At 56.8% G+C, this 12,989-nt stretch carries 14 protein-coding genes; 8 read left to right on the top strand and 6 right to left on the bottom strand.

From position 1 onward, the window contains the following. Positions 1–3: 3 nt before the first annotated feature. The gene (locus THINI_RS15680; RefSeq protein ID WP_002709534.1) at positions 4–735 is read left to right on the top strand and encodes a carbonic anhydrase; all 732 of its coding nucleotides are present in this window, start codon (positions 4–6) and stop codon (positions 733–735) included. Positions 736–744: 9 nt separating this feature from the next. On the opposite strand, the gene THINI_RS15675 is transcribed toward THINI_RS15680, so the two are convergent. Further along, on the bottom strand, positions 745–1,173 hold the full coding sequence (locus THINI_RS15675; protein ID WP_002709533.1) for a CBS domain-containing protein: 429 nt from the start codon (positions 1,171–1,173) through the stop codon (positions 745–747). A gap of 127 nt (positions 1,174–1,300) precedes the next feature. Between THINI_RS15675 and THINI_RS15670 the strand changes: the two genes are divergently transcribed. The 5 genes from THINI_RS15670 (at position 1,301) to THINI_RS15650 (ending at position 6,834) form a co-directional block, all read left to right on the top strand. Beyond that, on the top strand, positions 1,301–1,486 hold the full coding sequence (locus THINI_RS15670; RefSeq protein ID WP_002709532.1) for a hypothetical protein: 186 nt from the start codon (positions 1,301–1,303) through the stop codon (positions 1,484–1,486). A 30-nt stretch (positions 1,487–1,516) separates the two neighbouring features. Continuing rightward, a complete protein-coding gene (locus tag THINI_RS15665; protein ID WP_002709531.1) occupies positions 1,517–3,388 on the top strand; it encodes a 3'-5' exonuclease in 1,872 nt (623 codons plus the stop codon). 61 nt (positions 3,389–3,449) lie between these two features. Then, positions 3,450–4,178, top strand: a complete 729-nt coding sequence (gene truC, locus THINI_RS15660; RefSeq protein WP_002709530.1) for a tRNA pseudouridine(65) synthase TruC — start codon at positions 3,450–3,452, stop codon at positions 4,176–4,178. Positions 4,179–4,220: 42 nt separating this feature from the next. Beyond that, on the top strand, positions 4,221–6,191 hold the full coding sequence (locus tag THINI_RS15655) for an SLC13 family permease (protein WP_002709529.1): 1,971 nt from the start codon (positions 4,221–4,223) through the stop codon (positions 6,189–6,191). Between the two features lie 130 nt (positions 6,192–6,321). Continuing rightward, positions 6,322–6,834: a hypothetical protein gene (locus THINI_RS15650; protein ID WP_002709528.1), complete on the top strand. Its 513-nt coding sequence runs from the start codon at positions 6,322–6,324 to the stop codon at positions 6,832–6,834. 6 nt (positions 6,835–6,840) lie between these two features. Here THINI_RS15650 and THINI_RS15645 read toward each other — a convergent pair whose 3' ends face one another. Then, complete coding sequence (locus tag THINI_RS15645) at positions 6,841–7,749, bottom strand: ROK family protein (RefSeq protein WP_002709527.1); 909 nt, start codon at positions 7,747–7,749, stop codon at positions 6,841–6,843. 127 nt (positions 7,750–7,876) lie between these two features. Between THINI_RS15645 and THINI_RS15640 the strand changes: the two genes are divergently transcribed. Together THINI_RS15640 and THINI_RS23605 are read left to right on the top strand one after the other, a co-directional pair. After that, entirely contained in the window at positions 7,877–8,821 is a 945-nt protein-coding gene (locus tag THINI_RS15640; protein WP_002709526.1) for a sigma-54 interaction domain-containing protein, read from the top strand. 119 nt (positions 8,822–8,940) lie between these two features. Continuing rightward, entirely contained in the window at positions 8,941–9,606 is a 666-nt protein-coding gene (locus THINI_RS23605; RefSeq protein WP_002709525.1) for a C40 family peptidase, read from the top strand. 77 nt (positions 9,607–9,683) lie between these two features. On the opposite strand, the gene THINI_RS15630 is transcribed toward THINI_RS23605, so the two are convergent. From THINI_RS15630 to THINI_RS26050, 4 genes are all read right to left on the bottom strand, one after another. Next, a complete protein-coding gene (locus THINI_RS15630) occupies positions 9,684–10,247 on the bottom strand; it encodes a copper chaperone PCu(A)C (protein WP_245536630.1) in 564 nt (187 codons plus the stop codon). Between the two features lie 14 nt (positions 10,248–10,261). Beyond that, positions 10,262–12,298 carry a TonB-dependent copper receptor gene (locus THINI_RS15625; RefSeq protein WP_002709523.1) on the bottom strand — a complete coding sequence of 679 codons (2,037 nt, stop codon included), beginning with the start codon at positions 12,296–12,298 and terminating at the stop codon, positions 10,262–10,264. Positions 12,299–12,452: 154 nt separating this feature from the next. After that, the gene (locus THINI_RS26055; RefSeq protein WP_050988069.1) at positions 12,453–12,713 is read right to left on the bottom strand and encodes an EcsC family protein; all 261 of its coding nucleotides are present in this window, start codon (positions 12,711–12,713) and stop codon (positions 12,453–12,455) included. Between the two features lie 4 nt (positions 12,714–12,717). Next, positions 12,718–12,951 carry a hypothetical protein gene (locus THINI_RS26050; RefSeq protein ID WP_040839489.1) on the bottom strand — a complete coding sequence of 78 codons (234 nt, stop codon included), beginning with the start codon at positions 12,949–12,951 and terminating at the stop codon, positions 12,718–12,720. Positions 12,952–12,989 lie beyond the last annotated feature (38 nt).

Raw genomic sequence — 12,989 nt, 5'->3', positions numbered from 1 at the left:
CCCATGCAGAAAACATTTTTGCCAGCCCTGCTGTTACTGGCAGGCGTTGCAACCGCTAACGAAACCGCCCATTGGGGTTATACAGGCGACACTGGCCCGGAAAACTGGGCGCAACTAACCCCCGAAAACGCCTCCTGTTCCGGCAAAAACCAATCACCGATCAATCTGGCGGGCTTTACGGAAGCAGACCTGCCACCGATTGAATTCAACTACGGTAACAGCAGCAGTAAAGAAGTGCTGAACAATGGCCACACCATCCAGGTCAACTACACCAGCGGCGACACCATCAAGGTGGATAGCATCCAGTTCGCCCTGAAACAGTTCCATTTCCACGCCCCCAGCGAAAACCACATCAACGGCAAATCGTTCCCGATGGAAGCCCATTTGGTTCACAAAGACAGCACTAACGACATCGCCGTAGTAGCCCTGATGTTTGAAGAAGGCGCGGCCAACCCTGAGCTGGAGAAAGTCTGGGCGGAAATGCCCGCTGACGCCGACACCGTAGACGCGCTGGATACCCAGGTTGACGCTTCCAAACTATTGCCACAAAACCGTGACTATTACCGCTTCAATGGCTCGCTAACCACCCCACCCTGCACGGAAGGTGTACGCTGGATTGTGATGAAACAGCCGGTCACGGCTTCCAAAGAGCAGATCGAAAAATTTGCCCACGTCATGCATCACCCCAACAACCGCCCGGTGCAAGCAACCAATGCCCGCCCGGTGTTGCAGTAACGGGAACAGTCAACCCTGAATGTACTGCACCAACTGGTCGATCATGAACTGCTGCTCAGAAATCACTTCTTTGACCAGATCACCGATCGACACCAACCCCAGCAACTCGCCGCCAGCCATCACCGGCAGGTGGCGGATGCGCTTATCGGTCATGATCGCCATACCATCCTGGATGGAATGCTCCGGCGTGATGCAGACTACCGGGCTAGTCATGGCCTCATCCACCCGCAAATGTTCAGCAATACGGTCGCGCAGGACAATCTTGCGCGTGTAATCCTGTTCCGAAATGATGCCTTTGAGCTTACCGTTGTCCAGCACCAGTAACGCGCCTACCCGCTTTTCCGCCATCGTCTTGACGGCCTCGATCACACGTGCCGCCGGGGCGACACTGTATACTTCACTGCCTTTTCTGGCCAGTACCTGACTGATTGTTTTCATGCTTGCTCCTTCTCTGCGTTTTCATCAAGTTTAGCCTCATGACAGTGATTTTTATAAAGGGAACGGGAACCGTGCAGGAATAGCCTAAACTCAACACATAACAACCCACAACGATGCAGGTTCAACCATGCAGCCAACCGACCTTACCATTGCTCTCCAGATTGCCCTCAACCAAGATGACCGGGAACAGGTTTCCACCCTGCGCAACGCCGGAGCCGACATCCACTACCTGCGGGAAGGGGGTTATGGCCCGTTGATTGATGTGATGTATGGCCGCCATAGCGATTCCAGGCAGGCAGTGTTGTATACTTGACGCCATAACCCAACAATAACCACGAAAAACATGGCCAACCTCATTCCATCCCTGAACAGTTGCCTCAGCCGGATGACCGCAGGCGAAAAGCGCTTTGCCCGCCGACTGGAACAATTACTGGAAGACGATTACCTGTGCTGGTACGAACCACGGGTAGGCGAAGGTTTCCGCCAGCGTTACGCCGATTTCGTCATCGTCCACCCCTGGCGCGGCTTGCTGTTGCTGGAGGTGAAAGACTGGAAGCTGGATCACATCCACACCATCGACAAAGTTTCCGCGACCTTGCTCACCAATACCGGCTTGAAAACGGTGTCCAATCCGCTGGAACAGGCGCGGCAATGCGCCTACAAACTCATCAACCAACTGGAAAAAGATCCCCAACTGATCAAGCATGGCGGTAAACATCAAGGCAAACTGGTCTTCCCTTACGGCTACGGTGTAGTGCTGACCAATATTAACCGCCAACAGTTTTCCGACACCGATTTGCCCGAAGTGCTGCCGTGGAACCGTGTGCTGTGCAAGGATGAAATGCTGGAAAACACTGACCCCGAAGACTTCCAGCAATGCCTGTGGAACATGTTCGACTACCAGTTCAGCAAACCATTGAGCGTGCCGCAGATTGACCGCATCCGCTGGCATATTTTTCCCGAAATCCGCATTGCCGAGCAAGCTAGCCTGTTTGCCCATCCACTTGCAGAACCCTCGGAGGCGGAAGAACCCCAACCGGCGGACACGCTGTTACCCGACATACTCAAAGTGATGGACATCCAGCAGGAACAGCTGGCGCGCAGCCTTGGCAATGGCCACCGGGTCATTCACGGCGTGGCCGGTTCCGGCAAGACGCTGATACTCGGTTATCGTTGCCTGTATCTGGCCCGCTTGTTGCACAAGCCCATTCTGGTGTTGTGCTACAACATCGCGCTCGCCGCCCGCCTGCGCACCCTGATGGAAGAAAAGGGCATCAACGACAAAGTGAGCGTTTACCACTTTCATGACTGGTGCGGGGAACAGCTACGCGCCTACCACATTGACCGCCCGCAAGCGCAGGGCGAAGCATACGTCAATGCGCTGGTCGATAGCGTCATCGCTGCCGTGGCCAGTGGCCGCATTCCCCGTGGTCAGTACGGAGCCATCATGATTGATGAAGGCCATGACTTTGAACCGGCTTGGTTGCAACTGGTCAGCGGTATGGTTGACCCGGAACAGGATTCGCTGCTGCTGTTGTACGATGACGCCCAGTCAATCTACCACAAGCAGAAAGCACTGAAGTTCAGCCTGTCGAGCGTGGGTATCCGCGCACAGGGGCGCACCACCATCCTCAGGCTCAATTACCGCAATACCGACGAAGTATTCCGGTTTGCCTACCGCTTCGCCCGCCAGTACCTGCACCCGGCGGATAGTGACGAAGACCATGTACCGCTGCTGGAACCCCAATCCGCCGGGCATCACAGTTTCGCGCCAGAATTACGCCTGTTCCCAAGTTTTGAGGATGAAACTGCCACCATCGGTCGCTGGTTGCAACACTGGCACAAGCAGCGCGCCACAGCCTGGGCGGACATGACAGTGCTCTACCGCCACGCTGCCGAAGGGCGCAAGTTGCATCAGGCATTACAGGACGCAGGCATCCCCTGCCAGTGGCTGCGCAATGCGGACAGCAAGAAACGCTTCAATCCGGCGGAAGACAGCGTGAAACTGATGACCATCCACAGCAGCAAGGGGTTGGAGTTTCCGCTGGTGATCATCGCTGGCGTTGGCTTCATCGCAACTGAAGCAACCACTGTGGCAGACGAGGCCAAGCTATTGTACGTCGCCATGACACGTTCCACAGACCGCTTGCTGCTGACCAGTCACCGCGAAACAGCTTTCACCCAGGCGTTGATGACTGAGGCAGAAACCGTGTAGTGTTTGCCGTCCAGACCGAAACCACCTGGCCCAACTTGCCCGCAGTTACGCACAATACCCCATGCTTGAAATCCTCTACCGCGACGAATATCTGGTCGCCATCAACAAACCCTCCGGCCTGCTGGTACACCGCAGCCTGATCGACCGGCACGAAACCCAGTTTGCCATCCAGCTCACCCGCGACCAGATCGGGCAGAAAGTTTTCCCGGTACACCGCCTCGACAAACCCACCTCCGGCGTGCTGCTGTTCGCGCTCGACAGCGATACTGCCCGCTTGCTGACGGAACAGTTTACTGCCAATCTGGTACAAAAAACCTACCTCGCTGTCGTGCGCGGTTATACGGAAGAATCCGGCATCATTAATTACCCATTGAAAGAGGAACTGGACAAAATCGCCGACGCCAATGCAGACCAAGACAAGCCCGCGCAGGCAGCCATTACCCACTATCGGCGACTGGCAACGGTGGAACTCCCCTATCCGGTCGGGCGTTACCCTACCGCGCGCTACTCCCTGTTGGAGCTGCGCCCCAAAACCGGACGCAAGCACCAGTTACGCCGCCACCTGAAGCACATTTTCCACCCGATCGTGGGCGACACCACCCATGGCGATGGCAAACACAATGCCCTGTTCCGTGAAAAATTCGCTTGCCAGCGCCTGTTGCTACACGCCGCGTCCATACAACTGCAACACCCCAAACACCTTGCAACATTGCAAATTGCCGCGCCTTTACCCGAAACATTTCACACTATTGCTGCGTTATTTCCCCCCTGCAATCCTGATAAAAATTAGGGTAGTATCGCTGATCACCGAATAATGAGGTTGGGAGGAACCATGCCACAAACCATAAAACTGCCGAAAATGAAAACCATCGCTGCTACCACTTTTCCGATAGCAGCCGTCATTCTCGCCTATATAGCACCATCCGCAGGCATTGCCTGGGTCACCACCATCCTGATGCTGACCGTTTACCTATTTGCGTTTGAAGTCGTGAGCGTGGACGTAGCCGCCATCGTCATCATGGTACTGCTTGGCCTGACGGCACTATTCGCACCCGTCATGGGGCTGGACAAGGGGCTGGTGCCTGCTGACCATCTGTTTGCAGGCTTTTCCAGTAATGCAGTGATTTCTATCATCGCCGTCATGATCATTGGCGCGGGGCTGGATAAAACCGGGCTGATGACCAAGGTCGCGGCCTTCATCCTGCGCGTCGGTGGTACCAAGGAAAAAGGCATCATCCCCATCATTTCCGGCACAGTTGCCTTCATTTCCTCCTTCATGCAAAACGTTGGGGCTGCGGCGCTGTTCCTGCCGGTGGTGAGCCGGATTTCCAACCGTTCCGGCATCCCGATGTCGCGCCTGCTGATGCCGATGGGCTTTTGCGCCATCCTCGGCGGCACGGTGACCATGATCGGTTCCAGCCCGCTGATTTTGCTGAATGACCTGATCCTGACGTCCAACAAACACCTGCCCAGCGCAAACCAGTTGCATACTTGGGAGCTGTTTGACGTTACCCCGATCGGCCTGACCCTGGTCACCATCGGTATCCTGTATTTTGTGCTGGCTGGCCGTTTTGTGCTGCCCGCTGTTGCCGCGCGTACCAGCGCGAAGGAAAGCACCCTCGACTACCTCAAACGCAGTTACGGCATTTCCCTTTCCCTGACGGAAATGGAACTGAAATACAACAGCCCGCTGGTAGGCCGCAAACTGCTGGAGGTAGAGAAGGAATTCCACGTGCGCGTTGTCGCCCTGAAAGACGGCGACCAAATCCGCACTGGCGTAGATGCGCTGGATCGTGACACCGAATTCCGCCGGGGGCAGACCATTGGCCTGTTGACCCTGCCGCAACATGTAACCGAGTTTGCCGAGGACGCAGGGTTAGAAGAACACCAACGTAACCGCATATTCGGCGACCTGATGTCCGACAGGAGTGGCGGCATTGCCGAAATAGTCATTCCCACCAACTCCAACCTGCTCGGTAAATCCGCCATTGACGTGTGGATGCGCAAACGCTATGGCATCTCCCTGATGGGCATACTGCGCAACGGCGAAGTCTTGCAGCCGGAAACGGAAAAGGTGGACGAAATCCGTGCCATCCCATTCCAGGCAGGCGACATGCTGCTGGTCTACGCCACTTGGCCTGCGTTGGAGCGTCTGGAAAAGGATCGGGATTTCATCGTGGTCACCACCGATTACCCGCGCGCCGAAGCCATGCGCCCCACCAAAGTGGGTTGGGCATTGGCCTTTTTTGCCATTGCGCTATCGCTGGTGTTGTTCACCGAACTGAAACTGTCCGTCGCACTGCTGACTGGTGCCATTGGCATGGTGTTGAGTGGCGTGCTGAAAATCGACGAAGCCTATCAGGCTGTTTCATGGCGCACCGTCTTCCTGCTGGCCAGCCTGATCCCGCTGGGCTATGCGGTGGAATCGACCGGCACGGCCAAATGGATTGCGGAAAGTGTGCTGGCGGTGGTTGGCGACATGCCGATCTGGATCATTCAGGCATCCATTGCAGTGCTCGCCACGGTATTCACGCTGGTGATGTCAAACGTCGGCGCAACCGTGCTGCTGGTGCCACTAGCGGTCAATATTGCCATTGGGGTTGGCGCTAACCCGTCAGTATTTGCCCTGATTGTCGCGCTGGCGACATCCAATTCCTTCATCATTCCCACCCATCAGGTGAATGCGCTGATCATGGGACCGGCGGGCTACCGGGTTCCCGACTTCATGAAGGCGGGGGGCATCATGACCATACTGTTCCTGGTGGTACTGATCGGTGCGATCAATTTGCTAGGGTATTCCTGATCTGCCCCCCCCCCAACCCTTCCTCCGCAAAGGGGAAGGGCGTTTTTCCTGCCAAACCTGATGACTGGTACGTTTATTGCTTCTCTTTCCGCAAAATGAATAAGCGGCTTACCGCCACCAAGAGGCTTATATGGAAAGGCATTCCCAACTCTCAATACCCGACATTCTGGATAAACTGGCCCACATCCTGACGCACAAGCAAAGCGGCACGTTTTACATCGCCACCAACGCCAACACCTCCTGCCGGTTTGCGATTGAAAGTGGCAAGATCACCCATTGTACCCACAAACGCGACCACGGCATTGCTGCCCTGCTGAGTTTGCAGGAAACCGGTGGCGGTTCCTGCTCATTTTCGGAAAACCAAGCCATCCCGTTCCGTACCGAGGCAGCAGTCGACCATCAGGCCAGCCTGGATTTGCTGGGTTTGCACCCTGAAATCCCACCCAGGCAGTTACAGGAACCCAACACCCCAGCCACCGCCAGCACACCTGCCTCAGCGTCGGCCAAACCAGCGCCTGTCCGTTACTACCGGGGGCAAATGGCGGCACAGGCTGACACCCCATCAACGCAGGAAGCTGGCAAGCAAACGCCACCACCAGCCACTGAACCCCCCAAAACCAAGCGCTTTTACCGTGGAGGATGAACCAATTCAGTGCACCATATCCCTTCCCAGCCAAGCCGCACCACGTACCCCGCTGGAATCACCAAAATAGGGCGCAGCCAGCTGGGTACTGACCTGATCGGAAAATACATATTTCCCCCAGCGTTTCGGTACATTGGCATATAGCCGCGGGATGTTGGACATGCCCCCACCCAGCACAATCACGTCCGGGTCGAGGATGTTGATGACATGGGCAAGGCTTTTCGCCATGCGTTCCTCATAAGCCTGTAGCAGCTGTTCCGCCTGCTGGTTACCCTGCTCCGCCAGTTGCACAATGTCAGCGGCTGTACGCCTGGCTCCGACTACCTTTTCATATTCCGCCTCGAAACCAGGGCCGGATAGCCAGGTTTCAATACAACCATGCTTGCCGCAGTAACATGGCTTGCCTGGCAACTCGCCCGTTTCCGGCCACGGCAAAGGGTTGTGGCCCCATTCCCCACCAATGGCGTTCGCACCGGTCAGTACCTTGCCATACACGACAATGCCCGCGCCCGTACCCGTGCCCACAATCACCCCGAATACTACCGCTGCCCCGGCTGCCACCCCATCGGTGGCTTCCGACAGGGCAAAACAGTTGGCGTCGTTTTCAATCCGCACCCGCCGTTGTAACAGGTTTTCCAAATCCTGCCGCAACGGCTTGCCATTCAACACCACCGAGTTGGCATTTTTCATCAGGCCAGTCGCGGGGGAAATAGCGCCGGGCGCACCCATACCTAACGTACAGGCTTGCCCCGCCTGCTGTTCAGCCTCTGCCACCAATTGCCGGATGGTGTGCAGGGTGGCCAGATACTGCCCCTGCGGAGTAGGCAGGCGTTTGCGGAAACATTCCCTGCCCGCTGCGTCCAGCAACAGCACTTCGATTTTGGTGCCGCCAAGGTCGATGCCGATATGCGCCACAGACGCCCCTCCCCGCTGATTTTCCCGTTATCGGGCAAAACTTGAAATATGTCATTGCCCAGCTATCAACAATTACGTTACTTATGGTAGCGTTTTTGCTTCAACCCCCAAAGTGGCAGGCATATTTATGCAATTTGACGACATTCTAACCCGTTCCCCGCTGATGGAAGCCGTGTTGCGCTCCGCACACCTGATTGCGCAGACCGACGCCAGCGTGCTACTCACCGGCGAATCCGGCACCGGCAAGGAACTGGTTGCCCGTGCCATGCACGCCACCAGCCCGCGCAGCAACAAACCCTTCGTCACCGTCAACTGCGCAGCCTTGCCGGAAAGCCTGGCCGAATCCCTGCTGTTTGGGCACCGCAAGGGCGCTTTCACCGGTGCGGACAGTCAGCAGACCGGCCTGATTGGTGCCGCCGAGGGCGGAACGCTGTTTCTGGATGAAATCGGCGAACTGCCGTTGAACCTGCAAGCCAAGCTGCTGCGCTTCCTCGAATCCGGCGAAGTGCTGCCGTTGGGGGAATCCCGCCCGCGCCAGTTGAACGTGCGCGTATTCGCCGCCACCCACCGCGACCTGTACGCGATGTCACAGACCGCTGAATTCCGCGCCGACCTGTTCTACCGCCTCCATATCGTACCAGTGGAACTGCCACCACTGCGCGAACGCCGCGAAGACATCGAGCTGCTGCTCAAGCATTTCCTGCAACAATTCGCCAACCAGCACCGGCTGCCTGCCGCCAGCCTCGCCAAAGACGCCCGCCAGCACCTACTACGCTACGGCTGGAATGGTAATGTGCGCGAATTGCGTAACCTGTGCGAACGCCTCAGCATCCTGCTGGCCGGTCGTGAAATTACCCTCACCAACCTGCCACCAGAAGTCCGCTCCCCGGTACGCGCCGCCACCAGCCCTTTCAGCCTTCCCGCCTCCGGCGTCAACCTGGAAGCACTGGAGCGCGACCTGCTCAACCAGGCGCTGGAACGCACCAGCAACAACAAGACCCGTGCCGCCAAGCTGCTGGGCATTTCCCGTGATGCCCTCAATTACCGCCTGAAAAAATACGAACTGGCGTAACAGCACCCATCAAAACAGCATAGCGCCCCTTTCACACCTCAGGTCGGGATCCCTATGGCGAAATGCCAAATTCCCTGCCAAAACTTGTAGTTACCAAGTTGAGGAGGCATGGAGGGAGTATGTTGCACAACAAGATTCAGGCACTGAAATATTCAGTAATGGGTTCCGCGATGCTGGCGATGGCGGGTTGCAGCATTACGCCGAAACAGCTCTTGCCATTCCAACAAACCACCGAACCCGAGAAGAACAGGAATGCCCGGCTGGAAACAGAAAAGGCTGCCTCTCAAGCGCACAAAACCAAGCTAGAAAAACCACCAATCACGACCGCAGCCGTTACCAAAGGGCCAGCGAAAGCAGAAGCGGCCACACCAGCCCCGTCCACTCTCGACAAAGTGGCCTTTTGCGCCCTGAAACAGCGCGGCAAAGGTTATTGCTGGGGCGGTAACAGCCCGAGGAAAGGTTTTGACTGTAGCGGCCTGACCCAGTACTCCTTCAAACAAGGTGCCAGCATGGAAATCCCCCGCACTGCCGCCGCCCAATACGCCGCCGCAACCAAAATACCGCAAGAAAAAGCCAATCGCGGCGACCTGGTGTTTTTCCGCACCCGTGGCAACAAAGTCAGCCATGTCGGCATTTATCTAGGGGAAGACCGCTTCGTACACGCGCCACGCACCGGCAAAGCCATCACTACCACCAAGCTGGAAGGTTACTGGAAACGCAGGCTGGTCGGGTTTGGGCGCATTCCGGGCGCTTGCCAGCCGATGTTGCCCAAAAGCGTGGTGTAGGGAGATAAAAAATATGGGGCGCATCCTGGGGGAATGCGCCCCGATGAGGGACAAACCAGACTTGTAATTGCGTGTGTTTAGTGCGGCATACCGCCCATGTGCCCGCCGCCAGCGCCAGCAGGTGGGGCGATTTCCTGAATCGGCGCGTCCACGGTCGTGCTGCTGCCATCTTCAAAGGTCAGGGTGATCGGCGCAGTTTCACCCACTTTCATATCCTGCTTCAGGCCGATCAGCATGACATGCAAACCACCCGGTTTCAGTTCGGTGCGGCCTTTGGCAGGCACGTCGATCTGCTCGACCTGACGCATTTCCATCACACCATTGTTATTGGTGTGGGTATGTAACTCTACAGTCGCTGCAACCGGGCTGGCCGCTGACTTGACGCTGTGGTCAACGTCGGATTCATTCACCAAGGTCATGAAAGAGGCACTGTTGGGCTGACCCGGCGGTACGGCGCGGGCGTAAGGGTTTTCTACTTTAACTACATCAGCCACCTTGACAGCAGTTTCAGCAGTTACCGCAGGTTTGGTAGCGTCTGCCAGGGCGGCGGCCTTGCCCGCATCGGTTTCGGCGTTACAGGCGCTCATCAGGGCAATCAGGCTGCCCAGCAGTACGGCGCGAAATGTTGGTTGCATCATCATGTTCCTTTGCTAGATCAGAATTCGGTTTCCAGTTTCAGCCAGGCAGCACGACCCGGCTCATTGACGCGCTCAATCGTACCACTCAAGTCCAGGTTACGGCGGCTGACGTGTTCGGCATAGGTTTTGTCGAGTAGGTTATCCACGCCGAAACGCACCTTGGTGGATTTGCTGAGGTTGTAGCGGCCATAGGCGTCGAGTACGCCATAGCCAGCGCTTTCGCCGACTTCCGTCACGCCGACCATGGCGGTGTCGATGCGGTCTTGACCAGTGGCAAAACGTACCCGCGTACCTGCGGCCCATTTTGTGCCATTGTAGTCCAGTTGCAGCTTGCCATTGACCGGCGGGGTTTGGGCAATCGGGCGGTCATCACTGGCATTGGTGCGCTTGACGTAAGCTACATCACCAGAGAGCTTGAGTTTGTTATTCAGTTTGGTTTCCGCACCGATTTCCGCACCGAGCAGTTCGGCATCGACGTTGCGGTAGATTTGCGCGCCTGTTTGCGCACCGGTAGTCACCTTGTCGCGCAGGATGAAATCGTCTACCTGATCGGCGAATACTGTGCCTGTCCAGCGTACTTTGCCCTTTTGCTGGCTGATGCCAAGGTCAAGCTGGTTGTGTTTTTCGGGCTTGATCTCGGGGTTGCCTATCCAGCGGTCGGGTGCGGTCATGCCCCATTTGTTGATGTAACGCTCGGTTTCGTCGGCGGTGCGCACGCTGCGGCTGACGCCAGCAAAAGCAGTGGTGTCGGCATCCAACGGCTGTTCGTAGCGTAACAGGCCACCGACATTGGTTTCATCCTTGTCAGTTGCGCCGTAGCCGTAGAGGGCTGTGTAGTTCTGGTTGGCGGTGCGCCCACCGGTGACAACGCCAGCCTTGCTGGCAGACGCTTTGACCTGATCGACACGCAGGCCGTATTTGAGTTTGCCGCCATTGCCCAGACCCATTTCGGCTTCAGCAAATACGCCAGTCTGGTCGGTGGTTGCGCCCGGCCACATCAACGAGGTATCCATGCCTGTAGTGACGTTTTTCATGGTGGCGTTGCGCTCGCGGTTTTGCACGTTGAAGCCGTAAGTGACTTCAGTCGCATCGCCCACTTTGGACGTTAGCGCCAGCTTGCCACCGGTAGTATCCGAGGTGGTGGGGACGGACATTTTCGTACCCATGTTGGGGCGCAGGCTGTAGTTGTCCATCACATGCTCAACCTGGCTGGTGTAGACCTCGGCAGCCACGCCTGCCACCTTGCCGTCGAACTTGTCCTGATACTTGAGGCGGTGGATATCGGCCTTTTCAGTAGGGCTATCCATGCTTGCACCGGGATAGAGGGCATCGGAAAAGTCGTTGTTTTCGTAGCTGTATTCAAACAGGCGGTTTTCGGTTGGGGTTGCGCCCAATACCACGCCTGCCTGCCGGTGTTTGTAAGAGGCGCGCACTTCATTGCCATCGCCATCTTCGTAGTTGTCGGCGTCGCGATCCTGGGCGAAGACACGCGCGTAACCCTTTTCGCCACCACGGGTTACGTCGGCGGAGAGGTCATGTTTCACCCCGTTATCCATGGCGGTGGCGGAAACCGTGCCGCTCCAGCCGTCTTCCGGGTCGATGCGGCTCTTGGTATCGCGCTCGAACAGCACCGTGCCGCCACTGCCGCCGGAACCGTGTTGCAGGGATTGCACACCTTTTTCCACCGTGACTTTTTCATAGGTTTCCAGTGCGGCGTAGCTGGCGGGTGGATCCATGCGGTTGGGGCAGCCACCGTGAATGTAAGCGCCATCCAGCAGCACGTTCAACTGGGTCTGGGATTGCCCGCGAATGATCGGCTCAATGCCGCGCCCGCCGAAGCGGCTGCCGGATACGCCATTCAACTGGGAAAGGAAATCACCGCCATCCGCCGGTAAGACAGCGCTGCGCTCGGGAGCCAGGGGTTGTACTTCGTTGGGGGAAACCGCTTTACGGCTGGACTTGATGTCCACCACCAACGTGTCTTCCGCTACAACGACAGTGCTCAGGATCAGGAAGAAACTGACTAACGTTAACCGGCTCAGTGTGTGCTGCATGAAAAAACCTTTCTACCATTGGATACACACCAGTAGAGCAAACGTCATGCCAACAATTAAATACCTGATTATTAAATTATTATTTCAGAACGCATTGATGAAACTGCGTGAAATCACGCGTCTGACTGTGTGATTTCACGCAGTTCATGACGGGTTAAAGGCGTTGGTAAGCCTGCTTGACCAGCACAGAACCATAGGTGCGCTCCAGCCGACGCACGGTGAAATGCCCCCGGCTCATATTCTGGAAATGGTCGGCAAACAAGGTGTTGATCAGTGCCCCGCCAGCCACCCCTACTGCCGGCAGCGCCTGCGCAATGGCTTTCTCGGTGACCGGCACGCCGAAACGGGCGGCAATCTGCGTGATAAAACGCATCAGCGCCGGCGCTGTATTTTGGGTAACGCCACGGCTGGCCATGTATTCAACCGCGTCGGTCAGGGAGTTCGTTCATGGTGGAAATGGCGAAATCCAGCGTGGTTTCCAACGCTTTGCGGGTCGTGGTGATGATGATGATGTCGTTGGCCCCTTCCGGCAGCATCGACAAGCCCTTCTCAATGGGGGAACCGATGGCGTTGCTGATGCGGGCGGCAAGGCTGGGGCTTTCCAGCAAGGATTTGGCGTAGCACAGGTCGGCAAGGTCGTCGTTGGTCATCATGCTATCTCACCTGTAAGTGATAATTTCGGCAGTTTAGT

Origin of the sequence: Thiothrix nivea DSM 5205, assembly GCF_000260135.1 — a bacterium.
Taxonomy (GTDB): domain Bacteria; phylum Pseudomonadota; class Gammaproteobacteria; order Thiotrichales; family Thiotrichaceae; genus Thiothrix; species Thiothrix nivea.
The sequence above is the reverse complement of the archived record's forward strand: the minus strand, read 5'-3'. Positions and strand labels throughout refer to the sequence as shown.

Coding starts and splice junctions, on each gene's coding strand:
- THINI_RS23605 (WP_002709525.1), top strand. CDS start 8,941: ATGTTGCACAACAAGATTCAGGCACTGAAATATTCAGTAATGGGTTCC.
- THINI_RS15675 (WP_002709533.1), bottom strand. CDS start 1,173: ATGAAAACAATCAGTCAGGTACTGGCCAGAAAAGGCAGTGAAGTATAC.
- THINI_RS26055 (WP_050988069.1), bottom strand. CDS start 12,713: ATGGCCAGCCGTGGCGTTACCCAAAATACAGCGCCGGCGCTGATGCGT.
- THINI_RS15650 (WP_002709528.1), top strand. CDS start 6,322: ATGGAAAGGCATTCCCAACTCTCAATACCCGACATTCTGGATAAACTG.
- THINI_RS15670 (WP_002709532.1), top strand. CDS start 1,301: ATGCAGCCAACCGACCTTACCATTGCTCTCCAGATTGCCCTCAACCAA.
- THINI_RS26050 (WP_040839489.1), bottom strand. CDS start 12,951: ATGATGACCAACGACGACCTTGCCGACCTGTGCTACGCCAAATCCTTG.
- THINI_RS15665 (WP_002709531.1), top strand. CDS start 1,517: ATGGCCAACCTCATTCCATCCCTGAACAGTTGCCTCAGCCGGATGACC.
- THINI_RS15630 (WP_245536630.1), bottom strand. CDS start 10,247: ATGATGATGCAACCAACATTTCGCGCCGTACTGCTGGGCAGCCTGATT.
- THINI_RS15655 (WP_002709529.1), top strand. CDS start 4,221: ATGCCACAAACCATAAAACTGCCGAAAATGAAAACCATCGCTGCTACC.
- THINI_RS15680 (WP_002709534.1), top strand. CDS start 4: ATGCAGAAAACATTTTTGCCAGCCCTGCTGTTACTGGCAGGCGTTGCA.
- THINI_RS15625 (WP_002709523.1), bottom strand. CDS start 12,298: ATGCAGCACACACTGAGCCGGTTAACGTTAGTCAGTTTCTTCCTGATC.
- truC (WP_002709530.1), top strand. CDS start 3,450: ATGCTTGAAATCCTCTACCGCGACGAATATCTGGTCGCCATCAACAAA.
- THINI_RS15640 (WP_002709526.1), top strand. CDS start 7,877: ATGCAATTTGACGACATTCTAACCCGTTCCCCGCTGATGGAAGCCGTG.